Genomic DNA, 26164 nt, shown 5'->3' with positions numbered 1-26164 from the left:
TTGATTAAAGCTGTGATTAGACTTGTTAGAGCTTTGACGTTGATTTTCCTTCTGGACATGTTGAGCCTCTTCTAACGTTCTACTACCGGAATGGCCAGATTTGAGCAAAGCCAACTGCTCCTCTCTCAAGGTTTTCAAGATATCTTTTCCTAGGATTCACAGTTGCCCCAAAAACGGTAACTACCTGATAGTCATCCAAATCTGCATCTGCAATCCAAACAGGGGACGGCGTGCCTGTGTCGCCGCAGAGAAACTTGTCGTATTTTCCTGGCGCTATCTTGCCTACCTTGTGCAAAACAGCCAAAGCATAGGGCTTATTAAACTCTTCTGGGCCGCTGCAGACTACAATCCTGCAATGGGCATCCACAGCTTCAGGCCACTTTTCTTTGCTGACCTGACCAAAGCTCCTGGGGTTGCTGGGATCAATGGCCTGCCCAGTCAAAACCTGGAGTGCTTCAAAAAAGCCCCGCAGCCGCTTCTGAAAGAGTTTCTGGAATTCCTCTACCGACTCTGGCAGATTCCAAAATGAATCTTCGGAGTTGGGAATGAGGGTGGATCCCCGCCACCAAGGAGCTCTACCGCGGTCTTGGCGAGAGTAGCAGGGCCTTCTTGCCCCCTGGCCAATACCTCCCAGGTGAAACAGCATCCAGGTTAGATTCCGAAAGAGCTTTTGCACTGCTTCCTGCTTCTCCTTTGAAGCATGGTTGTGGCACTCCTCAGAAAGGCTGAGAATGAGGATCCCTTCTTGCCGTCCAGCAGGCTTCCCCTTTCCCGCTTGGTTGGGTTCCGGCTCTGGTTGAGTTACTTGCCCATTTAAAAGATCCACATGGATCCAGCCGTGTTTTTGCTCAGGGGTGATGGAGCCAAAAAGTTGGCCCTCCCATTCCTGCACCTGCTTCACGGGCAAAACACCCAGGGCAAAGGTTCGAAACCAGTAGCGCAGCATGTTCTTAAAGGCTACCGGTCGGACTTCGGCAATTGATTTGTTGTCATACCGGTTCTTATCAGGTCTCCAGTTGACCACTTGCCGCCCGTGGATCAACTGACCCTTCAGCTTAAAAGGCAGCCGCAAGAATTCTCCCTTGTATTGAGATAGAGTTTTGCCAGTTTGAATCAGCCGACCGTAGCCGGTATTGACTTGGGATCCCACTCCTTGCTCCAGCCCGCGGATGAGCCATTCTTTCACTTGGGCCAACATCTCGTCGGTGCAGCCTGGGCCTTTGCGGATCCCGATTAAAAACGTGGCCTGTTTGAGAGAGAAAAAGACATTGGGATTTGCTTTATATTCCAAGCTGTTGCCATTCCATCTCCAAACGTTATTGGCAATATCAACAGCCAAGCCTCCCGACCTGGAGTTATCAGGATCCCCTTGTCTTTGGGGACGGGTTGGCACGGGGTAGGCATCTAAAAAGATCACCTTGCCAGCACTAGCTTTGTCCTCAGCTTCTAGATGCCCAAGCCAGGGTGCCACTGCTTTATCTGCCTCCTCCCAAGACAGATTGTGCTTCTGCATCAACTCTCGAATAGCCTGGGCGCGGGCTACCCCCCGCAAGGTGGAGCTGGGAAGGTAAGGGATCCCCAAGTGATCAAAAGCGGGCAGCAGCATGCTCTCCGGGCCTTTGGCTCCGCCTACCCGAATTCGCCAGGGACAGGTGACCCGAAAAGTGTTTTTTTCTCCGGCAATGCGTTTGATGCGAGCATTCAGAACTTGAAGACGCGCTCCGTAGTTTGCCTTTGCTTCTGCCTGGTGCACCAGATCGACTTTGGCTCCGTCTTTGAAAGGAGTTGCTGGAGCCCTCATCCAACGCAGATATTCAATAAAGCTCGCTGTGGGATCTGGGCTGGGGTTGGGATCCAAGGGATGTCCTAACCAGGGAGCAGGACGATTGCTAGGCATTTGATCTTCTCCTAAAGCTGGAAAGCAGTATTAGGAATTGCGAAGCGTTTCCCGAAATTTGCGCAACATAGCGCTGGTGCCAATTTCTAGGGCGCGTCGAATGAGTTGAGGTACAAGATTGGGGATGTCGAAGTCTGGAAAAAGCCAGCTGCAGCTTGATTCTACGTAGTCTTCTCCCTGCAGAATAAAGATCCGCAAACTTCGCTCACCCAAGATCCAAACTTCCGGCACGCCGATGGCTCTATAGGCCTCGATAAAAGTTCGGGAAGTAACGTCGGACTCGATGGCCAGATCAGGTGGGGGCAACTGATCGACATCGATCCTGCCCTCGCAACCTCGCACCAACTCCAGGTGATTGACATAGAAGCAGGTGTCGGGCTCCACGCCAGCTCTGCCTGGCTTTTTGAGGGTTGTTGAGCCAAAGTCTTCCCAATCTCTCCCCTGAGCATCTAAGAGAGCCTTTACAATGTCACTGGCAATGCGATGAAGGCGCTCGTGTTTGGATAAAGGAGACATGATCTCAAAAGTGCCATCGTAGTAGGCAATGCGAGTGTGGCGATCTTCGCCCAGCTCCTCCAGAATGCTCTCGCAGTCTTGCCAGGTAAGAGAATGAATAACCACTCGGCTGCCTTCTTGCAGGGAAATCGCTTGCAGGGGGATCGCGACGCCCATTACTCTCCTCCTTTAATGTCGTGGTAGATGGCCATAGCCCAAAAGCCGAATTCCTGAGCCAAAGCCAGACCTAGCCCTGTTAAACCTAGATACTCTTCAACTCCCAATTGCATAAGACGATCCAGGCCGTTGGAGTTAGCAATTCCCTTTTGGCCAGAGATCTCTTCTAGGCAATCAAAAAACTCCTTGACTACTTGTTTTTTCCCTTCCTGGTTGAGGGCATCTTCTTCTGCCTTAAGGCGCAGCAGGCCCCAGGTGGAAAGGTAGGTGTAGAGCTCCACAGCCTGGTTTTTCTGCTCCTTAAGCTTTTCTTGGTCTCTGGTTTGAGCCCTTAACTGGCGAAGGGATTCGTAAACGGGCTTGGCCAACGTGCGGGGATCAAAAGTTTCCATAAAGCCTCCTCAACTAGTTCCAAGACAACTCGACAAAGCCACGGCCTAGGCTCTCCTGGCCGCCAATTTGCAGGAGCTGGTTACCCTGCAGGAGCTTCCGAAATTGCTCCACTGCTTTCTGGGAATTGCCGTTGGATTGGGCTGTTACCCCCCAGGTAAAGTACATCAAGCTATCGGGGGGAATGGCCTCTTCGTAGCGAAAGCCGCCTTCTACAACTTTGTGCTCGCTGAGCTTAACTTTCACCTGCCGCCACAGGCTCATTTGAATAAGGGTGGCACAGTGCTGATCCGGCAAGACAATGACGCGGGTGATGCTGGAAGATTTGACAAAGTTTTGCCAGTTTTCCCACTTCTTTAGACCGTTCTTTAGGATGGCATCCTTGAGATAGATGGGTCGGTTGGCCTCCAAGTTGGTGCTATAGGGCTCCGGCACCTGCAACTTCTGGCCACTTAGCCGCAGCCAGCGCTTGAGCAAGAGCGGGCAGCTTATCCAGATCACGCCGTGGCTGAGGGAAGCCACCGGCACCCACAAGAGGGATCCATCTCCAATCCAAATGGAGCCTTGGGTAAGCTGATCCCCCTCCCCAATTTCGTTGCCAAAAAGCTCAAACTTTAACTCTTTCTCGGCCACGCTGGCCCGCAATTTGCCGCGGATGGTGCTGGAAGGGATGTAGGGCAAGTTGGTGTGGGCCTCGCGGGCAATGCCCAAGAGGTTGCCTTCTTGGGTGGTGCCGCCGGTGTGCAGGGGAGTCAGCAAGGTGAGATAGACCAGGTGAAAGGCCATAGAAAAACACTCCTTATCCGTTAAAACAGGACTTCAAAAGCAAGCTCAATGGGCCCAAGGCAGCCAGAGCAACTCGCTGTAGCCTAGAAGCCGCCAGCGGTGGAAGACGTTGAGCCGGCCATCTTCCAGCTCCGGCTCGTCCTGGGCAAGGGGAGCTGGATGCTCCAGGTAGTAGATGCTGCCAGGCGGGGCGGCAAACACTTGCGGAGCTGGCAGGCTGGTCTTGCGCGGCTCTGTCAGGGACTCCACCCGCAGGCGGCCACTAATGGGAACCGGTTTGCCGGTGGCCACGCTCACCAGAGGGCCAGTGAGGGAGTGGGCAGGATGAGGGGTGGCCAAGCGCCACTCCCAGGGCCAGGCGCGGCAGAGGGAGCGCCCATCCACCTTTTTGATGAACACCCCAGGCGTGACGAGGTAGGCCAGGGATCGCTGGCCTTGCCGGAAGGTCTGCCGGGAGAGCTCCTGCAGCGCTTGCCATTGCTCGCCCAGCTTTGGACAAGGGCTTAAGAGGGCGCCGTGGCCTTCTCCTCCCAGCCGCACCACTACTTCTTGCGCTAGGGGCAAGGGATCCCAGCTTTCGCGCTCTGGATCCCAGCACTCGATGGAAAGAGCCAGGCTCCAGCCGGGCTGCAGGCGGATGCAGGTTTCCACAAAGTAGCCATCGGTCTCCCGCACCTGGCGTTTGCCTGCCTGCAGGGTGTTGTGGGGCCGCACTTCCTCTACCCAGGGGGACTTTACTGCCTGCTCCAGATCCCAGCCCTTGCCTTGCAGGGCTTTTTGCACCGCCTGCCAGGGTAGGTAGCCAGCAGCCTTTTGCTTGGGGCTTTGCGGGCTTTTTTCTTCCTCGAGCTGAGCCGCTGTCACCAGAGGGGCTGGCCGGGTGGGATCCCAGCGGTAGCTGCCGTAGGCATGGCCCTCTTCCAGCCAGGGGATGGGCACCAGGGGGGATCCCTGGTAAAGGTGCAAGGGGCTGGGGAAGTAAAGCTGCTCCTCGCAGCAGAGAAAGGGGCCGCAGAGGCGCAGGGTTGCCGGCTGGCCCAGGTGAGCTAGGATAGCGCCGGCAAGGGTGTGCCCGCTGGGCGGAAAGCCGCTGGTGGCCCAGGCCCGCTCCCCCGGCGCAAAGGGCTTGGCATCGCGAAACATCCACACATCCAAAGGCGAGAGCACAAACCAACTCATCGCGCATTTCTCCCCAATTCCACGGTGCGGTTGCGCAGCACAAAGGCCGCCAGCTTGAACCAGTTTTTGATGGCCAGATCCCACGCCGCCGGCTGGGCGGGCAGGCTGTGCTGCCAGAAGTGCTGAATAAACTCGACCAGCTTGGCCTGGAAGCGATCCTTCTGCTCACTTTCGCCGCGAAAGAGATCCCGGCGGCTGCAGAACAAGCGGGCCCAATCGGGCACTGCTTCCAAGGTGGGGGCTGGGTGCTGCTCCCAAAGCTGGGCGGCCTGCTCAAACAGAGAGCTCTGATCCTGCTTCTGGCCCAACAGCTTCCAGTCGAAGTCCAGCAGATCCTTCCACTTGTCGAAGGTGTCGAACTTGCAGGTGCTCACCAGTTGGTTGCCGTTGGCAAACAGCACCCGCACCTGGACGCTGTCCTTGGGGCTGCTAGAGGCATAGGCCTGCCCCTTGGCCCCTTGTTCGGCCTCCCAGAGGTTTTCCAGGGCAATGGCCAGGGGCACCGAGTGGTGGGCAATCACCACCCCAAAGCTAATGCTGGCCAGGGATCCCAGGGTAAAAAGAGGGCGACGGCTTAGGCCAGCCGGCAACTGCGCCTTTTGCCACTGCCAGTAGTCCCCTTCGTTGGCAAACTCGCGCCAGTCGTCTTCGCCGCCGCGGAAACACTGGCGGATGTCCCAGAGCCAACTATCCCACTCCCAGAGGTTGGTGTAGGCCAGAACGTCGTCCCCCCCGGCGTAGATGAGCCTGCCGGCATAGCGCTGTTCAGTAAGGTAGGGCACCAACTGGCCAGAAAAATCCAACAGAGCCCGGCTGAGGGCGCTGTGGGTGGCTGGGCCCATGCGCTTGCGGCTGGCTTTAACAAACTCGCTGAAGGCGTCCTTGACTTGCTTGAGCTCTTCAGAGTCGAGGACGCGGCCAATAGCGTCCCTCTGGCCATCCGCTAGGCGCTGCAGCGGCTGGGGCAGGTAGTCGTAGTAGGGCTTCATCTTCCCCCCGCTCAGCCACTGGCCCATGTCGTCGCCATCGCCCGCGGCCAGCACGTACCAACTGGCGGGGTTGATGCTGGGGTAGTAGCGGCTGAGGGTGGCTTCTATCTCCTGGCGGCAGCGCTTCTGGGTTGCCTCGTCCGCTTCCAGGTCTTCCACCAGCCAGCCGGCGTTGAGCAGCCGCGGGTGGTAGCGCAGGTTTTGCTGGTCAGCCCACGGGATCCCCCACTTGCCGCGCATTTCTCGGATGACCTCCCGAATGGCGGGGTGGATGGCCTCAACGGCGCGGCAGGCCTGCTCGAAGTGCTCCAGCTCGCGTCGCCCGTGGGTTTTCAGGTAACCGGCCACGCCAGCAGTGAGATCTGGGTAGGAAGCGGCGACCTCGTCTTCGTCGAGGGTGGGGAAGAGCTCCGGCAACACCTTGTCTAGGGCCCGCTTAACCGTTTCGGTGGCGTTGAGCTGCTCGCGGCCATCGAAAAGCCCTGCCTGGCGCTGCCAAAGCCGCCGGCTCTCCCCTTCGCTAATCCAGCGATTCCTGGGGGAAGGGTGAACCACCGGCCCTAGGCCAGAGACGGTGCTGCGCGGCCCAAAGGCCACCGGCAACTGCCAATCGCGGGCCTGTTTGCAGGCAGCCTGCAGCCGGCGCGTCGCCTCCACTGCCGCTGCCCACCAGGAGCCTACGTTTAGCCCTGGCTTGTGCTGGCGGTGCTGCTGCCTTTCGGGATCCCAGAAGCTGATCCGCAGGAACTTCAGCTCCGGGTCGGCAAAAAGCTGCCGCTTTCCTTTGAGATGGTAGGTGCGGTTTTGGGCGCTGACCCAGGGATCCCGCTCGATGGACTCCTGGGACTTGAGGATGGCGGTGTCTTTAAGCCTTTGGTGGGGGGATCCCAGGGGCGCCGCCGCCCAGTAGATCTGCCACTGGTGCTCCAGCCATCCCTTCCAGGTGGGATCCTCCGGGCGCAACTGCACCAGCCAGCGGCGCTCCAGTTGCAGGTGCTCCAGCGCCTTTTGCGCTAGCTGCCGCCATTCGTCTTTGAGGGTCTGCTGGGCAAACTGCATGGCCGCCTGCAGCCGCTCTTCGGGCAACAGCAAGAGGATCACGTTGGGGAAGCCGGCGGTGAGCAGAGTGTTGGCAGAAGGCTGCGGGATCCACTCGGCAAAGGGGGGGTACTTCTCCAGCAGCCAGGCGTCGATCAAGGGCTGGCCGTAGAGGCTGGGGTAGAGCAGACAGTCAGGGCCGTATTTCTCCGCCAGCTCCCAGCAAAGCCGTGCCGAGAGGTAGTGCAACAGCCAGGATCCAGCCCAGAAGTCCCGCATCTTGCGGCTGGCTTTGATCAGCTCTTGGATGGGGTTGAAGGTGAAGCTGGCCAAAAAAGGCCGCGTGAACTTGGGTTCGTCGTAGCCGGCCAAACAGCCTGCCAGGGCCGCCACAACGCTGGTGTGGCTCCACAGGGATCCATCGGGCAGCCGCGTTTCTGCTGGCAAAAGCAGAAGGTTTTCATCGCCAAATTCCCGAACCAACGCCTGGGGGAAACAGCGCCAGAACCACCAGAACACCTTCTGGATGTCCTCCTCTTGCCAGATCCAGTCGGGAACTACCCTTGCTTCCCGCCGCAGCAGGTACTCGGCGCGGGAGCTGGCCTGCCGCAGGGCCCGGTGTTCTTCTTCGGGCAGTTGCCAAAAGCGCTTGCGCCCCGAAAGGAGATGGCTCATCTCTAGGCCCGGCCCCAGGCTCTGGCTGCAATCAGCTACCTGGTAGTCGATGGCAACCGGCAGGTGGCCAATAGCAGCCCGATCGCTGGCGGAGGCGACCAGATCCGCATCGCCAACGCTTTCTAGAGGAGATCCCTCTGCCTTGGGGGAGATCCACCCCCGCATCGCCGCTAAGTTTGGCCACAGTCCTTCCTTGGCGCGGCCAGAGGCGTCGTGGAGGGCCTTGAGGGCGGGGTCGTGCAGCAGACCCCAAAGCTTCGCTTGCCAGTAGTGATAAGCCATGGTGTTCTCGCAGCAGGAAGGGGACGTTTAGAACAACAAAGACAAGAACCCGACAGCCTTCTGGTGTCGAGGTTACAGAGGCTACAAAACACCATCCGTCGATCCCCCTTGCTTCGTAGATTTCTTCAGCTTTTTTTCTGGTCGTCTGGGAGGATCAAGCTTGAGCTTGGCCAACTTTTTAACTAGGCTTGAAAAGCGGGAACGAAGCTGCCGATGTCTTGGGTTTACCAAGAAGCGGAGGGATCCTTTTCTAGCCGAGCCAATTCGGGAAACAGCGCCTCCAAGCTGGGCAGCAGCTTCTGCAGCACAAAGCTCTCCAAGGCCTCGCCGCTTAGGGGATCGGGATTCATCTGCACATGGGCTACGTCGTTGCGGTATTCGCTTAGGCAAGACCAAAGATCAGCAAGCTGCTTCACATCCGAAACGTGGGCGGCAATGGGAGGAAGGAACTGAAGCTGCTCCTCTTGCTGGACTGATTCGCCAGTTGCAGGGGGATCTCCCAAGGGCTGCTTTTTCCGCTGGATAAGGGATCCCAACTGGTGTTCAACTACTTGCCGCGCTTCTCGTTGGCGGTAGTTTTGGAGCCCCTCACAGAGGCAAAGGGCGGAGACCACCCACTCGCGGGCCAAGAGAATGGCTTGGGTGGTGAGGCGCTTTTCAACATACCAGCGCAGCAGTTGAAAGTGCTTTTGAACTTGCGCTTGGGGATCCGCCGCCTTTTCTGCCGGCAGCGCCAGTTGGCTGTAGCTATCTTGAATACTTTGCAGCAGTAGGCCAAGGGGCTTGGCAAATTGGCCCGCTTCCTTGGCCAACTCCTCGGTGGAGTGTCGTTGTAACTTGCGCAAGTCCTCCTGCAGGCTGACGGGCCTCACCAGCTCCAGGGAACGGGAGATGTCGCGGATGGCCTGTCCAAAGCTCTGCAGCCGGGTGGGCCTGGGATCCCCTTTGCCGGGCTTTTGCTGCCGGTAAAAGTCCCGTTGAACTCTGTCCAAAAGCTGGCCCAGTTCCACCGCCGAGCCGGTGCTGATGAACTTGTCACTAGCCGTCAGCCAGTCCAAAAGCCGAATGGCCGGCGTGAGATCGATGATGGGGGTTTCTGCCTGGCCATGGCGGTAGAGGCCGTAGTAGAGCCCCTGGATCTCGACGTTTTTAGCCTTGCGCAAAAGGGCGGCTCCCAAGAGCATCAGCACCGGGATGGAGCGAAAGGCGTGGGTGATATCAAAAAGCAGCTGGGTGTTAGGCTCGATGCTATCCACCAGCACGTCGAAGATCTCCCAAGTCTCTGCCTCAGTTTTCCCTTCAGGGATAGCCCTGGCAATTTTCTCCACGTGGGAGGGAAGACAGTCCTGCAGACAGTTCCAGTGCGTAGCGCGGGCTTCTTCGGTAAGCAGGAGAACAACCCTGTCAATCTCAAAAAGCTGGCAGAGGGCTTTGGCAACGTAGCAGGTTTTATCTGCCCTTTGCTCTCCAAAGAAATACACTGTCTCCGTGTATTTGGTGGTGCCCAGGGTAGTCAAAAGGGTTTTGGCCATAGGGATCCTCCAGGTGAGCCTGCAACAATCAAAGCATAGGCGCTGGCAAGCTCCTGCAACCTGAAAGCCCCCCTTCACGAAAACAAGACGCCTTTTCCCAAACAGAGAAGGTGAAAGAGCCTGAAGTTAACCTAGAAAGCAGTTGGCCTCTGGAGCGATGGGGATTCCAGCATGATCTCGACCGAAAAGCTATCGCTCACTCCCGAACAACTTCTCGCCTTGCCAGAGGAAGATGCTACCTGTGAGCTGGTCGATGGGCAAGCTGTTCCCAAACATGAACCCATGTCGCCGAAGCGCTTCCGCGCTCGTCTTCAGCCTATCTTGTGGCGAATCCTTGAGGACTGGTGCTCCGCTGCTGAGTGTCCCAAGCCGGGATCCGCTCACGCTGAATGGGCAATTGTCCTAACTCGACAAGGGGAGCCCTGGATCCCGGTTCCGGATATCACCTACATCTCCAATGAGCGATTGCCAATTGAAGCCATGGCCGATGAGCCCTGTTCTGCCATTCCTGAACTGGTGGTTGAGATCCTTTCTCCAGAGCAGAGTTTTGGGGCTGTACTTCAAAAAGCAGCGGGGATCCCCCGCGTTTGGATTGTGGATCCGCAGGCCAAGAGCATCACAGTCTTCTACCCCGATGCCCCGCCAAAGACCTTTACGGGATCCCAAGCTATTCAAGAGGATTTCTTGCCGGGCTTGAAGGTTGTTCCTCAGGATGTATTTGCCCAAGCGCGGATCCCTTAGCGAGCAGCAACCTCAAACAGCAAAAGATAAGGAGGATCTCCTGATGCTATCAACTACAGAGCCGCTGGTTTCAGGTCAAAAACTGACTCCCGAGCAGTTTCTAGCCTTGCCAGAGGGAGATGTTACCTATGAGCTGGTCGATGGACAAGCCGTCCCCAAGGATGCGCCCATGTCGCCCCAAAGGTTTCATGCCTCCCTGCAGAAACGACTGCTTTGGATCCTGGATGCGTGGTGTCAGGGCAAGGGGGATGTATACACAGAGTTGGCGATTGTTTTGCAGCGGCAAGGGAAAGAATGGTTTCCGGTTCCCGACCTACTCTATGTTTCCTTTGAGCGCTGGCCAGCACAGCATACCCAAGATGGACCTTGTCCGGTAGCTCCTGAGTGGGTGATTGAGATCCTTTCTCCTGGCCAAAGCTTTGGGGCGATGCTTCAGAAAGTAGCCGATTACTTGGATGCGGGCGTCCCCCGAGTTTGGGTGGTGGATCCCCAAGCTAAGAGCATCACAGTCTTTTATCCCGATGCCCCACCGCGGACATTTACTGGATCCCAAGTGATTCAGGATGAGTTCCTCCCAGGTCTAGCGGTCGTCCCGCAGGATGTGTTTGCCCAAGCGAGGATCCCTTAGTTGTTTTAGCGATTTGAGAGGGTTACCATGATTGAAGCTCTAGAAGGGCTAGCGCAAGAGCTTGCTGAAAACTCTGCAGCAGTTCCTCGGAAGATTTGGACGGATGAAGAGTTTATGGCCCTGCCTGATGATGGCAATCGCTATGAAGTTGTGAACGGGGAACTGGTTGCCGTGGGCTCGGCAGGTGCAAAGCATGGGTACTATGTAAGTTTGATTCACATCCTCCTGGGCGCCTATGTCCGCAGCCAAAAGCTTGGCTTTACCTTTGACTCTGATACCTCGTTTAAGATGAAGTCTGGCAATCGCCGCTCCCCAGATTGTTCTTTCTTCTCCAAAGAGCGGCTGCGATCCCTTGGCGGGATCCCCAAGGGCTATATCGAGGGAGCTCCGGACCTGGCTATAGAGGTTCTCTCTGAGGCCAACACTGTAGGAGAGATCCACGACAAAATTGTCGAGTACTTTGAGAACGGATCCCGGCTTGTTTGGGTCATTCATCCCGAAGAAAAGTATGTTTTAGTCTACCGCCAGCCTGAGCCCGCAGCATTGAAGCGGCCAGGGGACATTCTGGAAGGCGAAGAGGTGATCCCTGGTTTTGCCTTGGATTTGTCAGAGTTTTTTGCCGAGCCTGAGTTCTAGGGTTCTAAGGCACCTGGTAAACTGGCCCCAAAAACGGGATCCGCTTTCATGGCACCACTTCACCTGCAAGTCCTGGAGCGCAACCCCAGACGGCTGCGGATTGCCCTGCAAAGGTTTACCCCTGAGCAACTGGCCTGGCGAGTGGTTGTGGGCCTAGGGCTGTTGGCGCTGGGATCCCAGCTGTGGGCTCGTTCGCTGCTCTTGGGGTTGGTGCTTGTGGGGGTGGGCCTATGGACTGGGATCCCTTGGGGGTTGGGGCAAATCTTGAGCTTGGATCGCGAAAACCAACGGGTCACCTTAACCCGTCTGCGTGGCCCTTGGGGAATTTGGCGGCAGCAGGCGTTCTCCTATCCCTTGGCTCAATTGCAAGGGGTGCGGATACATCGGGTAGGCTGGGAGCTCTTAGACAACCAAGCCCAAGAGAGTTTCCAAGTCCAAAGTCAGGTGCGGCTCCAGTTTCGCGAAGACCCTTCCCAACCTGATCTGAAAGAGGAGGTCATCGCTTGCTTCAATAGCCAAGTAGGCGTCAAAGGGAGCGAGCCAGAGGCTTTCGTGCTCTCTCAGCGGCTGGTGGGCTGGATTCAGGCATATCTAGGAAATCCAAAAAAGAACCCCTTGTCCTAAAGCTCCCTTGTCAGGGGATACTGTCCTCCCCAGGGAGATAGCGGAAATGCTGGCACAATGCCTGAGTCTAGGTATGCTACCGATTAATCGGCCAGCCTAACTTCTATGAGCGTCCCTAGGGATTTGGTTAACCTGATTACCTTACTCAGCCAGAACACTTTGCCCACTTGGCTTGGGCTAGTCCTTTGGGGATCTTCTCTAGCAGTGCTGATCTACTGGCAAAGGCGGCGGCTGCAGCAAGCTCAGCTGGGCTTTGCAGACATCGTCATGCTGGCGCGGGCGGATACAACGGTTGTGGAGTGTAACGAGACTTGTCGGAAGGTTTTAGGCGATTGGCGGGGCAGGCGCTGGCTTGAGGCCCTGCCAGTAGAGGAACAAGAAGAGGTGCGGCAGAAAATAGCCCAGCTCACTCCTCAGCACCCCTTCTTTAGCCAAGTCAGTAGGTTAATAGATGGGCGGGGAGAGGTGCGCTGGTTTGAGTGGGTCAACCAGGGCATCTTTGACTGGCGGGGCCGGTTGCAGTTTATTCGTGGGCTAGGCCGAGACATTACCGAGAAGAAACAGTTGGAAGAAAACCTGCGGCTGCGGGAGGCCCAACTGCGCACCTTGTTGGATGCCCTGCCGTTGGCGGTGTGGGCCAGGGATCCCCAGGGAGTGCTAATTTTGCAAAATGCCACTGACCGCGCCTGGTTTGGCGATCTGCTGGGCACTTCTTTGGAGGCAGTGGCTCAAGAACACGGGGACTGGCAAGAGTATGTCGCCCGCGCCCTTCGAGGGGAAGTTGTCAAGTACGAGAGGAAAGAGCTCGTTCAGGGAGAAGAGCGCTATACCTATTCCGTAGTCGTGCCCCTGAGAGAGCAATCGGAAGGGCGGGGGGTTCTCGGCGTTAGCCTAGACATCACCGAGCTAAAGCGCCTGCAACAAGAGCTAGCAGAGCAGCAGGAGCGCTTTCGCGCCTTTATTAACAACAGCCATGACGTCTTGTGCCGGATCGATGCCCAAGGTTTGCTATACATCCTAAATCCCCCAGTTGTTGAGAAAATTTTGGGTCGTGTCCCCAATTCGGGAGAAGCCCTGCTTTTGGACTGGGTTCACCCTGAGGATCGGCAGAACGTTGCTAATGCTCTTGAGCAACTCAAGGCTCGACCTGGCGAGACACTCAGCTTTATTTACCGGGCCCAACACGCCGACGGCCATTGGGTGTGGCTGGAGAGCCGCTGCACCAACCTTTTGCAGGATCCTTTAGTGCAGGGGATTGTGTGCAGCAGCCGCGATATCACCCAACAAAAGCAGGTGGAACTGGCTTTGCGAGAGAGCGAGGCCCGCTTCCGAGAAATTGCAGAGGCTGTACCGGTGGTTTTCTTTGTGTATTCTGCAGACTTGAGCCAGTCTCTCTACAAAAGCCCCCAAAGCGAGAAGATCTGGGGTTACACAGCAGAAGAGTTTCGCCGCAAGCCAGATCTCTGGAAAGACAGGATCCATCCCGAAGATCTGCCAAGGGTACTGCAGGCGGCCGCCCGAGCCACTCAAGAAACCCAGCAGATCACCTACCGCATTTTCCATCGGGATGGCAGGCTGCGCTGGTTGCGTACCTCTTGTTACCCTGTCTTGAACGAGCAGCAGGAAGTCGTTCACATCGCAGGCATTACCGAAGATATTACGGAGCAGAAAGAAGCAGAGCTGGCTCTACAAGAAAGCGAAGCTCGGCTTAGGGCTATTCTGGATGGGATCCCTTTTTCCATCTTCCTCAAAGACCTGGAGGGGCGCTATCTTCACGCCAACAGGTTTTATCTACAACAGAGAGGTTCTGAGCTAGGAGAACTTATTGGCAAGCTGGATGATGAGCTTTTCACTCCCGAAGAGGCCCGCGAGTTCCGAGAGCAGGATCAGAGAGCCCTCCAATCTCCGGATCCTGTCAGCTACGAGCGGACTTTTTCCCGCAATGGCAAGCAATTGAGCCAGTGGGTTACCAAATTTGCCCTGCGAGATCGCCAGGGGGATCCCTATGCCGTCTGTGGCGTTGTTGTGGACATAACTCCTCTTAAGCAGGCTCAGGATCTGTTGATGCAAGAAGCAGAGCGGGAGCGACTACTAGGGGCTTTGCTGCGGCGGATCCGACAAGCTCTAGACCTGCCAGTTATTTTGCAAACAACCACTGCCGAGGTGCGGGAGTTTCTCCAGGTGGATCGGGTAATGATCTACCAGTTGCAAGAGGGGGCAGGGGGGTTTGTGGCCGCTGAGTCAGTGGTGGATCCCTGGCCCAGCCACTTGGGCCGCTCCGTGTGGGATGCTTGCTTTCGCCAGGATCCCTGCTATCGCAAGTACCAACAGGGCTTTGTGCAGGCCATCGACAATGTGGCGACCGCCAGTTTGGATCCTTGCTATCGGCAGCTCTTGGAATCTTTCCAGGCCCAGGCCAACTTAGTGATCCCAATCCGACGGGGTGAAGACCTTTGGGGCCTCTTGGTGGCGCAGCACTGCCAATCCAGCCGCCCGTGGCAGGAGTGGGAAATTGAGCTTTTGCAGAAGCTGACCGACCAGTTGGCCATCGCGTTGCAGCAGGCTCAGTTGTACGAGCAGGTAAAAGCTCTAAACCAAACGCTAGAAGAAAAAGTGCGGCAGCGCACTGCAGAGCTAGAGCGGGCTTTGCAATTTGAGGCTCTCCTAAGAAGCATTACCAACCGCGTGCGCGATTCTCTCGACGAAGCTGAGATCCTCAGCGCTGCCGTGCGCGAGCTGGGAGAAAGTCTAGATGCCGATGGCTGCAACATCAGCCTTTACAACGCCGATTTCACCCTTGCCACCATCCGCTACGAGTATTGCCCCCGCTCGAAGTCTTACCTAAATCTCTCTGTACCTTTGCAGGGAGGCCCTTACGGAGACGTTCATCGACAACTGCTCAGGGGGCAGTCTTGTCTATTTTGCTTTTCAGGGAAAGCCCTGGAAAACCGCCAAGTAGTGATGGCTTGTCCCTTGCTAGATAAAGGCCAAGTCCTGGGGGATCTGTGGATCTTTCGATCGGCTCGGCGTCCTTTCGACGACCCGGAGATCCGACTTATCCAGCAGGTGGCCAACCAATGTGCCATTGGGCTGCGCCAGGCGCGCTTGTTCCAAGCTGCCCAAGAGCAGGTGCAAGCTCTAGAGCGCCTCAACCAATTGAAAGACGACTTCATCAGCACCGTCAGCCACGAGCTGCGCACTCCCCTCACTAGCCTAAGGATGGCTCTCAAAATGCTGCAGATAGCTCCCTCTGAGGAGAAGCGAGCCCAATACCTGGCTATTGCCGAGCGGGAATGCCAGCGGGAAATCGATCTCATCAACGACCTGCTGGATCTGCAGCGGCTACAAGCCGGGGCCTATGCCCTGAACATCCAAGCTCTCACCTGGCGGGAGCTGCTGGGGGATCTGCTGACGGTTACCCAAGAGCGGACCCGCGCCAAGGGGCAAACTTTCCAAGCCAGCGTTCCCCTGGAGAGCTCCCTCACGACCGATCCCTTGCTCTTAGGGCGAATCCTGCGCGAGTTGCTGCACAATGCGGTGAAATACACCCCACCCCAGGGATCCATCCGCTTGCAGATCGAAACGGAAAATTGTCGAAGCCGCATCCAGGTCAGCAATAGTCAAGAGATCCCTGCCGAGGAGCTCACGCGCATCTTTGAGCGCTTTTACCGCATTCCCAGCAATGATCCCTGGAAGGAAGGGGGCACGGGTCTAGGCCTGGCCTTGGTGAAACAGATGGTGGATCAGTTGCGCGGATCCATCGAGGTCAGCAGCGCCGCCGGCTGGACAACCTTTACGCTCCACCTGCCCCATCTGCCGCAACTTTAATCTGCTTGGTGAGAATAGCTCCTAAGAGCTTGACTCAGTACTTGAGATCCCCTATCATTGCCTAGGGCGAAGCTACTGATACAGACTCTCAATAAGCTTGGTCTAGAAAAGCAGGATTTGGAAGGGTTGGTCCGCTTCTAGGGCCAGATCCGTTGCTGCTGACGAAATCAGTGCAGCAGCTTTCCCTGAGATTTTTTTTGAGTTTAGGAGTTGGGTATGCGCTTATCGCGACGGCAGTTGGTTAACGCAGCTGTTTTGGGATCGGTAGCCTTGACAGTAGGCTCGCTGGGGCGTTCGGCTCGCGGCGCCAACCGGGAGGTCAACCTCTACACCTCTCGGCACTACAGCACAGATGAAAAACTATACGAACTGTTCAGACAGAAAACGGGCATTAGGGTAAACTGGGTGCAGGGCAACGCCGACGAGATTCTCCAGCGCCTCCGCAGCGAGGGATCCAACAGCCCCGCTGACATTTTCATGACAGTGGATGCGGCCCGGCTGTGGCGGGCTCAAAACGAAGGCTTGTTTCAACCTATCCAGTCGGAGACGCTCGCTAAAAACATCCCAGAATCCCTGCGGGATCCGGAAGGCTACTGGTTCGGCCTGACCAAGCGGGCGCGAGTAATCATGTACAACAAGGACAAGGTGGATCCCAAGGAGCTGTCCACCTATGAGGATCTCGCTAACCCCAAGTGGCGGGGCAAGGTGCTCACTCGCTCCTCCAGCAATGTGTACAGCCAGTCTCTGACGGCTTCGATCATCTTGGCGCACGGGATCCCGGAGACGGAAAAGTGGGCGCGGGGCTTGGTGGCCAACTTTGCGCGCCCGCCGGAGGGGGGAGATATTGATCAAATCAAAGCCGTAGCCGCTGGCGTAGGAGACGTGGCCCTGGTCAACACCTACTATCTGGCGCGTTTGATCAAATCCGACAATCCAGAAGATCGCGCCGTAGCCGAGAAAATCGGCGTCTTCTTCCCCAACCAAGAGGATCGCGGCACCCACGTCAACATCAGCGGCGCCGGCATTCTGAAAACCGCTCCCAATAAAGAGGCTGCCATCCAGTTTCTGGAGTTTCTCTCCGGCCCAGAGGCGCAGGCCATCTTTGCCCAGAGCAACAACGAGTACCCGGTGCTGCGGGGGGCGGAGATCGACTCGGTGGTGGCCAGCTTTGGCACCTTCAAGGAAGACACGATCAACGCCGCCAGCATTGGCCGCGTTACCCCCGAGGCCCTGAAAGTCATGGATCGGGCTGGTTGGCGGTAAGGGCTAGGTTCACCCCAAATGCCGGGGTTGCCGAGAGCCTTCTTCTTGGCTCCCCGGTATGGCTAGATCAGATTTTTGCCAGCTCTCAGGAATTGCCGTTGCAGTTGATGGGAAAGCTAGCTTGGCTAAATTCAAGAGCGCTTGGAGGCGATGGTTCAGCGGCTGGACGTTGCTGACCGTAGCCTTGACGGGCTTAATTTTGATTCCCACGCTAACAGTGCTGCTCAGCCTCCTTGCCGACGAGCGGCAGGTTTGGGGGCACCTGGTTGACACGGTCTTGGGGCTATATGTGCGCAACAGCCTGCTGATAATGGCGGGGGTGGCGCTGGGAGTCATCCTGGTGGGCAGCGGCACCGCCTGGCTGGTGACGATGTGCGAGTTTTGGGGGCGGGCCTGGCTGGAGTGGATGCTGGTGTTGCCCCTGGCGGCCCCTACCTATGTGTTGGCCTATGCCTACACCGATTTTTTGCAAGTAACTGGGGGCTTCCAGATCTGGCTACGGCGGGTCACCGGCTGGGGGATCGGCGACTACTGGTTCCCCAACATTCGCTCGCTGGGGGGGGCAATCCTGCTGATGACGCTGACTCTTTACCCCTATGTGTATCTCTCGGCGCGGCTAGCTTTCCAGGAACAGTCGGTGGCCTGTTTGGAGGTGAGCCGTTCCCTAGGCTACGGGCCCTGGGCTAGCTTTTTCCGGGTGGCTTTGCCTTTGGCGCGGCCAGGGATCGTGGCTGGCTGCCTCCTAGCGTTGATGGAGACCCTGAACGATTTCGGCACCGTCAGCTACTTCGGGGTCGATACCTTTACCACCGGCATCTACCGCACTTGGACGGCCCTCGGCAATCCGGTGGCAGCAGCTCAGCTCTCGGCGCTGCTGTTGCTGTGGGTGTTGCTGCTGACGGGCTTGGAGCAATTCTTGCGCCGGCGGGCGCGCTACTATCGCCAAGGGCTTAGGCCAGCTCTAGCCCGCTACCGTCTGCAGGGGATCCGAGCGGTGGGAGCGTGGCTAGCCTGTGGGATCCCGGTTGGGCTAGGCTTTGTCGTCCCCGCCCTTATCCTGCTCCAGATGACGCTGCGCCAGGGAGCGGTGGGCCGCCACTTTTGGAGCTACGCCCGGAATAGCCTTCTACTAGCCACCATCACAGCGGTGATTGCCGTTTCGGTGTCGGTGGTGGTGCTGTATGGGCTGCGGCTGCAGCGGGGATCCACCTGGAGCCTGCGGCTGGCAGTGCGCTTGTCTTCTTTAGGCTACGCGCTGCCAGGTATGGTGATTGCCGTGGGAGTTCTGATTCCCCTGGGGCGACTGGATCAACTGCTGAGCTACTTGCGGCAGGTGCTCTTTCAGCAGCCACCCGGTTTGGTTCTTAGCGGCACCATCGCCGCCCTGGTATTTGGCTATTTGGTGCGCTTTTTGGCAGTGGCTCTAGCCACCGTCGAGGCAACCCTGCTGCGCATCCCCCCCAGCCTGGACGAGGCAGCCCGCAGCCTGGGGCAGGGATCCCTGGGCACCCTGTGGCGAGTGCACCTGCCGCTGATGGGAGGCGGGATCTTGGGGGCAATGCTGCTGGTGTTTGTGGATGTCATGAAGGAGCTGCCAGCCACGATGGTGCTGCGGCCTTTTAACTTTGATACCCTGGCCGTTTACACCTACCGCATGGCTGCCGACGAACGCCTGGCCGAGGCCGGTGCCCCTGCTTTGGCAATGGTCTTGGTGGGGCTCTTGCCTGTCATCCTGCTCAACTCCCAAATGGCCCGGCGACGTAACTTGTACTCTTCCGGACGGGAAGAGACCTAGAGGGCCTCGGCACCTGCCACCACCTCGAGGATCTCCTGGGTAATGGCCGCTTGCCGAGCTTTGTTGTAGGCAAGGGTGAGGGTACGGATAAGCTCAGTGGCGTTGTCGCTGGCATTGCTCATAGCTGTCATCCGGGCTGCCAGCTCGCTGGCTGCTGCCTCCTGCAGAGCCCGCAGCAATTGATTGTTCAGGTACAGAGGCAGGAGCGCATCCAGGATTTGCACGGGATCCTGCTCGAAGATCATGTCCGGCGGCGGGGCTGAGACCGGAGCAACGATCTTGCTGCGCTCGACGGTAAACTCTCCCCCCCGCACCAGCAGGTTAAAGATCTCGTCGTCGCGAGCAGCCAGGCGCGTAGGGTCTAGAGGCAGCAGGGATTGCACCACTGGCCGCGAGCTAATCAGCGAGACAAAGCGGGTGTAGATGAGCTCCACCTTATCCACCTTCTCGGAGAGGAAAGCGGAGAGCAGCTCATCCCCAATTGGAGCGGCTTCAGCGGCAGTGGGGATCTGCGGCAGATTCACGTAGGTCTTGGCGATAGGGGCAGAGCGCCGCTGAAAATACTGCACCGCCTTGCGGCCTACCAGGTAAAGCTGCACCTGCTGCCCTGTTTCCTGCAGCTCGCCCACTCGCTCCTCAGTACGCTTGATAACGTTGGCGTTGTAGGGGCCGCACAGACCCCGATCCCCAGCCACCACTAGCAGGCCCACTGTTGCCACAGGGCGCTGCTTTAGCAAGGGCAGCTCGACATTTTCCAGCCGCAGCCGCGTCTGCAGCCGATAGAAAACCTGGGCCAGGCGATTGGCAAAGGGACGGGTAGCCATCACCTGCTCCTGAGCCCGCCGCACCCGCGCTGCCGCCACCAGGCGCATGGCCTCCGTGATTTTACGGGTGTTCTTCACTGCCTTGATGCGATCCCGAATTGGCTTTAGCTTGGCCATAACCCTCTCTCTTGTTGGATCTGCCCCTAGGCTGCCTGAGCTACAAAGCTTTGCTTGAACTCTGCAATGGCGGCTTTTAGGATCTCTTCCGCCTCCTCGGTAAGCTGCTTGGTGGAGAGGACGATTTCGCCATATTTGGGATGGGCGGTGCTCAAGTAGGACAGCAGTCCCTGCTTGAAGCTGGAGACCTTCTCTAGCGGGATGTCGTCCAGGTAGCCCTGCGTTCCCGCATAGATAATGGCTACTTGCTGGTCCAAAGACAGGGGCGAATATTGGGGCTGCTTGAGGATCTCCTGCAGCCGTTGGCCGCGGGCCAGTTGCTTTTGGGTGGCCTCATCCAAGTCGGAGGCAAACTGGGCAAAGGCTTCCAGATCCCGATACTGCGCCAGTTCCACCTTCAGGGAGCCAGCGACCTTCTTCATAGCCTTGGTTTGCGCCGCCGAGCCAACGCGGCTAACGGAAATGCCAATGTTGATGGCTGGGCGAATGCCAGCGTTGAACAGATCCGACTCCAGGAAGATCTGGCCGTCGGTAATGGAGATAACGTTGGTGGGAATGTAGGCCGACACGTCATTGGCCTGGGTTTCCACAATTGGCAGGGCGGTCATGGATCCCTCGCCCAATTGGCTGTTGAGCTTGGCTGCCCGTTCCAGTAGCCGCGAGTGCAGATAGAACACATCGCCCGGATAGGCTTCCCGACCGGGGGGACGGCGCAACAGCAGCGACATCTGGCGGTAGGCTACTGCCTGCTTGGACAGGTCGTCGTAGACTACCAGGGTGTGCTTGCCTTGGTACATGAAGTATTCGGCAATGGTGGCCCCGCAGTAAGGAGCCAGCCACTGTAGGGGGGCCGGGCTGTCGGCGCCAGCAGCCACCACGATGCTATAGTCCATTGCCCCCCGCTCGGTTAGGATGTTCACCACCTGGGCGATGTTGCTTTGCTTCTGGCCGATGGCCACATAGATGCAAATGACGTCCTGTCCTTTTTGGTTGAGGATGGTGTCGACCGCAAGGGTGGTCTTACCCGTTTGGCGGTCGCCGATAATGAGCTCCCGCTGTCCCCGCCCAATGGGGATCAAGGCGTCGATGGCGGTGATGCCGGTCTGGAGCGGCTCATACACCGAGCGGCGGTCAATGATGCTGGGAGCTGGGGACTCAATGAGGCGAGTCTCGGTGCAGTGAATCGGCCCTTTGCCGTCGAGGGGATTGCACAAGGGATCGACCACGCGGCCCAGCAGGGCTTCCCCTACGGGAATGCTGGCAATTCTGCCTGTGGCCTTGACAGTAGATCCTTCTTGGATGTTACGGCCGTCGCCAATCAGCACGGCGCCAACGTTGTCTTCCTCGAGGTTGAGAGCAATGCCCAGCGTGCCATCCTCAAACTCCAGCAGCTCACTGGCCATCACCTTCTCCAAGCCATAGATGCGGGCAATGCCGTCTCCTACTTGCAGAACCGTGCCGACATTGGAGACCTGCATCTCCCGGTTGTACTGCTCGATCTGCTGCTTGATGATGGTGCTAATCTCATCTGGGCGAATGGTAGGCATGGCAGTCCTCTCAGGAAAGGGGATCTCAAAACCTTAAGCTAGCTGCAGCGCCAGCCGGCGCAACTGGCCGCGCAAGCTGAGGTCAATGACCTGGGAGCCAATCTTGAGGATCACTCCGCCTAGCACCGTGGGATCTTGGCTAATCTGCAGCTCCACGCTGCTGGCTTGCGTGAAGTCCTTTACCCGCTCCCGGATGGATTGCTGCTGGGCTTCGGTCAAGGGCACTGCAGCGGTTACCTCCGCAAGAACAATGTTTTGCAGTTTCCGCTGCAGCTCCAAGAAACGCTGACAGAGAGCCCCAAGGAACATGATGCGGCGGCGGTCGGTCAACAGCTGAAGGGCGTTGAGCAGCAGCGGGTGGATCTGATCGGCAAACACCTGCTGCAGAAGGTTTTTCTTGGCTTCCGTCTTCACCAGGGGGCTAGCCAGAAACTGGCCCAGCTCCGGCGTGGCCTGCAAAACAGCGGCAATAAAGCGCACATCGGCGGTAAAGGTGTCCAGCAACCCCTGTCCAGAAGCCAGAGAAACCAAGGCCTCGGCGTAGGGATCCACTACCCTAAGAGCCATTTTCCGGTTCAGCATGGGTTTCCGTTTCTCCTTAACTCACCTAGCGGGCAAGCATCTGGATCCCTTGCTCAATGAGGCGATGGTGAATCTGCTCATTGAGGTGTTGCGGAAGCTCCTGTTCCACCTTGCGCAGCGCTTGGCGAACAATTTGGCGGCGCAGCTCTTGGAGAATTTGCTCCTGCTCGGCGGCGAGATCCCTTGCCGCTTTGGCGCGCAGCCGTTCGATCTCCTGCTCCACCTGCCGCAACAGCTCCTGACGGCGGGCCTCTGCGCTAGCTTCCGCCTGACGGCGAATGCGCTCTGCTTCCTGCTGGGCCTGCGCCAGCTTTTGCTGTTCCTTCGCCAGCCTCTCGAGGGCTTCCTGCTTGCGCTGCTCCGCCTGCCGCAGCTCCTCGAGGATGCCTTCCCGCCGTTTAGCCAGCGCTTCCCCCACCACTCGGCGACCCAAGAGGTACAGCAAAGTTAGGATAATGGCGATGTTGATGAGGTTGCTTTCTAGAACCGCCTCGAGGATCCCTGGCTCAGCCACGGCCAAAAGCCAAGCGGGCATCCAGCTAAACCCCAGCATCACAAGCTACTCCCCAAGGAACGTTTAACCAGCCACTCAACGGACGCTGCCTAGCAACTTCTCGGTAATCTGGGCGGCGATGGCCTCCACTTGCTGCTGCAGCTGTTCAAGGGCTGCTTGCTTTTCCTGCTCAACCTGCCGCCGCGCCGCTTCCAGCTTGGCTTGGATCTCTGCCTGAGCTGCCGCCAGCTTCTCTAAACGGATGCGAGCAGCAGCCGCTTCCGCCTCGGCAATCACGGCCTGCGCCTGTAGGCGAGCTCGGCTAATCTCAGCCTCGTACTCTTGGGCCAGGGCCGTTGCCTTCTCCAACCGCTCCTGGGCTTCCGCCTGGGTGGAGCGGATGTAGTCGTTGCGGCTGTCAATAACCCGAGTAACCGGCTCGTAGAAGAGAGAGTTAAGCACGGCTACCAACAACAGAAATTGAATGGCGATGATGGGCAGGGTGGCATCCAAGTCGAAGAGACCATTTTTCTCGGCGGCCTCGACGGCCAAAAGGGCTGAGGAGAGCATGGGGCCTCAGGGACAAAAACGGGATTCTGAGCTGAAGCAAGACTAGGGGGCAAGCCGGCAGGGACTGTCCAGACTGCCCCCAAGACGACAGCACTAGGAGGCGAAGGGGTTAGCAAACAAAAGCACCAGCGCCACCACCAAGCCGTAGATGGTCAGAGCTTCCATGAAGGCCAGGCTGATCAACAGGCTGCCGCGGATCTTATCTTCCGCCTCTGGCTGGCGGGCCAGCCCCTCCATGGCCGCAGCAGCAGCATTCCCTTGGCCCAGCCCTGGACCCAGGGATCCCAAACCAATAGCCAGAGCAGCAGACACAACAGAGGCAGCAGAGGTTAACGAATCCATAGCCATCGTGAGATTCTCCTTGTCGCTACAGAACAGAAGTAGGCACGGCTGCAACAGCACCTTTGGTTTGAGGTGATCTGGCTGGAGTCTCCGAGCCGATCGCCCCCTTGTCGGCAACCTCTGGGCACAGGCCCTCGGCCCCAACAAACCTTACCCAGCCCCGGCAACAACCCCTGGAAGAGGTGGGGAGAGCTGAGCGCCCCAACCCTCGCCGACTCCTCGGCAGCTCAATCGTGGTGATCCCCACCCCCATGGCCTTCTAGCGCCTCTCCAATGTAAGCCGCCGAGAGGGTTGCGAAGATTAAAGCCTGAATGGCTCCGGTAAACAGGAACAGGATCATCACCGGCACCGGGATCAACAAGGGCACCAGCAACACCAACACCGCAATCACCAGCTCCTCGGCCAAGATGTTGCCAAACAGACGGAAACTTAGGGAGAGGGGCTTGGTGAAGTCCTCCAGAACGTTGATGGGCAAGAGAACCGGCGTGGGCTCGATGTACTTTTTAAAGTAGGACAGCCCCCGCTTGCTGATGCCGGCCACGAAGTACATGATACTGGTAAGCAGCGCCAAGCCGGCAGTGGTGTTGATGTCGTTGGTGGGAGAAGCCAGCTCCCCTTCCGGCAAGGGGATCAACTTCCAGGGGAAAAGATTCCCCATCCAGTTGGAGACAAAAATAAACAGAAACAAGGTGCCAACATAGGGCACCCAGGGCCGGAAGTTTTTCTCGCCAATCTGGGCACGGGCAATGCTTTGCACAAATTCCAAAACATACTCAACAAAGTTCTGCAAGCCAGCGGGCTCCCGCTGCAGTTGACGAGTGCCCAGCAGCACCACCGTCAAAATTAGGGCAATGGCAATCCAACTGGTAATCAGAACCTGGCCGTGGACCGTAAACTTGCCCAGGTGCCAGTAGAGGTGATGGCCAACCTCAAGCTCTGCTAAGAGAAAAGGCGAGGAGAAGGACGGGCTCATAAGCATCAGGAAGAGGAAGATAAACGGCTCAACGTCTGGACGAGGTAGATGAGCAGGGTGACCTTATACGTCATAAACCCAAAGAAGATGGGCAAAATCTGTAGGGACTTCACCTTCGCAGCCAAAACCATCAGCCCAACAAACAGAGCTAGGCGCGTCACCCCTAAACGGCTGCGAGTTTTGCCCAGCTCTGCCACGCTGCGGCCCAGCATGCGCAGATAGACTACGCCGACCATTGCCCCTAGCAAGTAGTTGCCTGCAACCCCTGGCGAGTAAACCAAAGCCAACCCCAGGGCAATGGGCAGGCTCACGCTAAGGGTAACTAGCGCTAGCCATAACTGCAGTGCCGCATAGCTTCTGCCCACTGTCCCCTCGCGAGAGGTTGGCTCTGGCTGCAGCGAAGCTTGGCAGCCCCTCTCTTCCTCATCGTTTTGGGAAAGGGGCACGTCCTCTAGGGGAGGCAAGGGCCTGGGCTTCCACTGGGCTGCCTTCCAGCGGCTAGGACTGTGAGAGAGAAGTCTGAAAGAAGGGGACATGGAAGCGGGATTCCTACCTCTTAGGGGTCGGCCTTAACCCAAAATACCATGGCTGAGTAACAATACTTAACACACTAGGCCAAACCAAGGCCCTAGGAAACTCCCATCTGCCTTCCAGAAAGACGGCTGGCCCACGAGGTGTTCCTTTAAGAATCTACCACCTTCCTGGATGGGCAATGGCGAGAATTGGAAAACTTTCCAAAGGCCTGCGGCGTAAAGTCTTGGGGAGGGGTAGTTAGGAACTTGTAATATCCTGTAACCCTGGGGAATCTCGCTGCGGATCCCAGCATACTAGGGTCAGGAAGGAGAGAAGGAGAGGATGATCCCACAGGAGTGGCTGCTGAAAGCCATTTGGGCGGACTACAGCCTAGCTGTGGCGCTGACCGTGGTGGTGCCGCTAGCTCTCTTGGTTTGGGCTTTTGCGGTGGGGCTGGGGCCCCTGATCCAGCTTCTGATTGTCTACTGGCGGGTGTCTAGCCTGTTGGCGGTAACCGTATATCTCATGATTGGCGGCCTGCCCATCAGTTTCCTGAGCGGGGCAATGGCACGGCTTTTGATCCCGCTCAGCCTTTGGTTCTGGCGGGATTGGAGCACCGCCCTCGAGCAGTCGAGAAGCTGGGCAGCGCGGGCTTTCTTGCTCTGGCGGTGGATCCTGACTGGCTATATGGGGGTCGGGTTCTTCTTTTCAGGAGCCTTTGTGCCCTGCGCCTTCCAGGCTTCTTTGTCGCTGGAGTGTCGAGCCTGGTTTGAGCCGCCGCTGGGCTTTCGAGAGATCTTCCATCCCAATGTATCCCCCGAGCTGCTCGGGAGCCTAGGGGCCTGGGGCTTGGTAGCTTACCTACTCTACAGCGTCTATTTCGTTTGGCGGCTGCGGCCCCCTGAGGAGAAAAGGGAGTTGGCAGCATGAGCGCCCTGCCCTGGCCGCTGGCTCTAGAGCGCTACAGCCAAGCCCACCCCCAGGAGGTGCTGCGGGTAGAGGTGGAAAGCGAGGGGGAAACGGACTTGGTGCTCATCTACCGCGGCTACAGCAGCTCCCTGCGCCGGCCCACCCCCCCCGATCCAGAGGTGCCGGTGATCCCTCCTCAGGCTCGCTTCTTACAGTTAGAGCGCCTCAGGGCCCCTTACCACCCTGAGCACTCCCAGGTTTTAGCTCTCTACCGCAGCTGGGAGGAGTTGAGGGCTTGGCTAATCCAAGAAGGGATCCCAGTAGCCGAGTAGGGGAGG

General features: G+C 57.8%; 24 protein-coding genes. 9 read left to right on the top strand and 15 right to left on the bottom strand.

All coding sequences use genetic code 11. The features are described from left to right. Positions 1-82: 82 nt before the first annotated feature. The 7 genes from NW814_RS08360 to csx2 form a co-directional block, all read right to left on the bottom strand. Complete coding sequence (locus NW814_RS08360; protein ID WP_414405932.1) at positions 83-1897, bottom strand: RAMP superfamily CRISPR-associated protein; 1815 nt, start codon at positions 1895-1897, stop codon at positions 83-85. A gap of 30 nt (positions 1898-1927) precedes the next feature. Beyond that, positions 1928-2569 (bottom strand): Uma2 family endonuclease, encoded by a 642-nt coding sequence (locus NW814_RS08355; RefSeq protein WP_414405931.1) that lies wholly within the window; start codon positions 2567-2569, stop codon positions 1928-1930. Next, positions 2569-2961 (bottom strand): hypothetical protein, encoded by a 393-nt coding sequence (locus tag NW814_RS08350; protein WP_099812778.1) that lies wholly within the window; start codon positions 2959-2961, stop codon positions 2569-2571. Before NW814_RS08350 ends, NW814_RS08355 begins: the two co-directional genes overlap by 1 nt. 13 nt (positions 2962-2974) lie before the next feature. Beyond that, positions 2975-3745 carry a type III-B CRISPR module RAMP protein Cmr4 gene (gene cmr4, locus NW814_RS08345; RefSeq protein ID WP_414405930.1) on the bottom strand — a complete coding sequence of 257 codons (771 nt, stop codon included), beginning with the start codon at positions 3743-3745 and terminating at the stop codon, positions 2975-2977. A 45-nt stretch (positions 3746-3790) separates the two neighbouring features. Then, on the bottom strand, positions 3791-4924 hold the full coding sequence (locus NW814_RS08340; RefSeq protein ID WP_414405929.1) for a type III-B CRISPR module-associated protein Cmr3: 1134 nt from the start codon (positions 4922-4924) through the stop codon (positions 3791-3793). Beyond that, the gene (cas10, locus tag NW814_RS08335; RefSeq protein ID WP_414405928.1) at positions 4921-7908 is read right to left on the bottom strand and encodes a type III-B CRISPR-associated protein Cas10/Cmr2; all 2988 of its coding nucleotides are present in this window, start codon (positions 7906-7908) and stop codon (positions 4921-4923) included. Before cas10 ends, NW814_RS08340 begins: the two co-directional genes overlap by 4 nt. 224 nt (positions 7909-8132) lie before the next feature. After that, positions 8133-9440 carry a TIGR02221 family CRISPR-associated protein gene (csx2, locus tag NW814_RS08330; protein ID WP_414405927.1) on the bottom strand — a complete coding sequence of 436 codons (1308 nt, stop codon included), beginning with the start codon at positions 9438-9440 and terminating at the stop codon, positions 8133-8135. Positions 9441-9611: 171 nt separating this feature from the next. On the opposite strand from csx2, the gene NW814_RS08325 reads away from it, so the two are divergent. The 7 genes from NW814_RS08325 to NW814_RS08295 all read left to right on the top strand — a co-directional run bounded on the left by NW814_RS08325 (position 9612) and on the right by NW814_RS08295 (position 18955). After that, the gene (locus tag NW814_RS08325) at positions 9612-10181 is read left to right on the top strand and encodes a Uma2 family endonuclease (protein ID WP_414405926.1); all 570 of its coding nucleotides are present in this window, start codon (positions 9612-9614) and stop codon (positions 10179-10181) included. A 43-nt stretch (positions 10182-10224) separates the two neighbouring features. Next, on the top strand, positions 10225-10809 hold the full coding sequence (locus NW814_RS08320) for a Uma2 family endonuclease (protein ID WP_414395677.1): 585 nt from the start codon (positions 10225-10227) through the stop codon (positions 10807-10809). Between the two features lie 27 nt (positions 10810-10836). Next, complete coding sequence (locus NW814_RS08315) at positions 10837-11445, top strand: Uma2 family endonuclease (protein ID WP_414405925.1); 609 nt, start codon at positions 10837-10839, stop codon at positions 11443-11445. A 48-nt stretch (positions 11446-11493) separates the two neighbouring features. After that, on the top strand, positions 11494-12069 hold the full coding sequence (locus tag NW814_RS08310; RefSeq protein ID WP_414405924.1) for a hypothetical protein: 576 nt from the start codon (positions 11494-11496) through the stop codon (positions 12067-12069). Between the two features lie 105 nt (positions 12070-12174). After that, positions 12175-15897 (top strand): PAS domain S-box protein, encoded by a 3723-nt coding sequence (locus NW814_RS08305; RefSeq protein WP_414405923.1) that lies wholly within the window; start codon positions 12175-12177, stop codon positions 15895-15897. Between the two features lie 216 nt (positions 15898-16113). After that, on the top strand, positions 16114-17160 hold the full coding sequence (locus NW814_RS08300) for a Fe(3+) ABC transporter substrate-binding protein (protein WP_414405922.1): 1047 nt from the start codon (positions 16114-16116) through the stop codon (positions 17158-17160). 169 nt (positions 17161-17329) lie between these two features. Next, positions 17330-18955, top strand: coding sequence for an ABC transporter permease (locus NW814_RS08295; protein ID WP_414405921.1), 1626 nt, complete (start codon positions 17330-17332; stop codon positions 18953-18955). Here NW814_RS08295 and NW814_RS08290 read toward each other — a convergent pair. From NW814_RS08290 to NW814_RS08255, 8 genes are all read right to left on the bottom strand, one after another. After that, complete coding sequence (locus NW814_RS08290; RefSeq protein WP_414395691.1) at positions 18952-19896, bottom strand: F0F1 ATP synthase subunit gamma; 945 nt, start codon at positions 19894-19896, stop codon at positions 18952-18954. The two genes, NW814_RS08295 and NW814_RS08290, sit on opposite strands and share 4 nt — an antisense overlap. A 26-nt stretch (positions 19897-19922) precedes the next feature. Continuing rightward, a complete protein-coding gene (atpA, locus tag NW814_RS08285) occupies positions 19923-21443 on the bottom strand; it encodes a F0F1 ATP synthase subunit alpha (RefSeq protein ID WP_414405920.1) in 1521 nt (506 codons plus the stop codon). Positions 21444-21476: 33 nt separating this feature from the next. Continuing rightward, the gene (gene atpH / locus NW814_RS08280) at positions 21477-22025 is read right to left on the bottom strand and encodes an ATP synthase F1 subunit delta (protein ID WP_414395695.1); all 549 of its coding nucleotides are present in this window, start codon (positions 22023-22025) and stop codon (positions 21477-21479) included. 25 nt (positions 22026-22050) lie between these two features. Then, positions 22051-22578: a F0F1 ATP synthase subunit B gene (locus tag NW814_RS08275; RefSeq protein ID WP_414405919.1), complete on the bottom strand. Its 528-nt coding sequence runs from the start codon at positions 22576-22578 to the stop codon at positions 22051-22053. A 36-nt stretch (positions 22579-22614) separates the two neighbouring features. Next, positions 22615-23088 carry a F0F1 ATP synthase subunit B' gene (locus tag NW814_RS08270; protein WP_414405918.1) on the bottom strand — a complete coding sequence of 158 codons (474 nt, stop codon included), beginning with the start codon at positions 23086-23088 and terminating at the stop codon, positions 22615-22617. A 93-nt stretch (positions 23089-23181) separates the two neighbouring features. Beyond that, a complete protein-coding gene (gene atpE / locus NW814_RS08265) occupies positions 23182-23430 on the bottom strand; it encodes an ATP synthase F0 subunit C (protein WP_414405917.1) in 249 nt (82 codons plus the stop codon). Between the two features lie 227 nt (positions 23431-23657). Further along, positions 23658-24404 carry a F0F1 ATP synthase subunit A gene (gene atpB / locus NW814_RS08260; RefSeq protein WP_414395700.1) on the bottom strand — a complete coding sequence of 249 codons (747 nt, stop codon included), beginning with the start codon at positions 24402-24404 and terminating at the stop codon, positions 23658-23660. Positions 24405-24409: 5 nt separating this feature from the next. Beyond that, positions 24410-24940: a hypothetical protein gene (locus NW814_RS08255; RefSeq protein WP_414405916.1), complete on the bottom strand. Its 531-nt coding sequence runs from the start codon at positions 24938-24940 to the stop codon at positions 24410-24412. A gap of 319 nt (positions 24941-25259) precedes the next feature. On the opposite strand from NW814_RS08255, the gene NW814_RS08250 reads away from it, so the two are divergent. Beyond that, a complete protein-coding gene (locus NW814_RS08250; protein ID WP_414405915.1) occupies positions 25260-25847 on the top strand; it encodes a DUF3177 family protein in 588 nt (195 codons plus the stop codon). Then, positions 25844-26158, top strand: a complete 315-nt coding sequence (locus NW814_RS08245) for a hypothetical protein (RefSeq protein ID WP_414395706.1) — start codon at positions 25844-25846, stop codon at positions 26156-26158. The genes NW814_RS08250 and NW814_RS08245 overlap by 4 nt, the downstream gene beginning before the upstream one ends. Positions 26159-26164 lie beyond the last annotated feature (6 nt).

The organism is Synechococcus sp. R65.1, from assembly GCF_047461755.1.
Taxonomy (GTDB): domain Bacteria; phylum Cyanobacteriota; class Cyanobacteriia; order Thermostichales; family Thermostichaceae; genus Thermostichus.
Note: the sequence above shows the minus strand (reverse complement) of the source record. Positions and strands in the feature narration are given on the sequence as shown.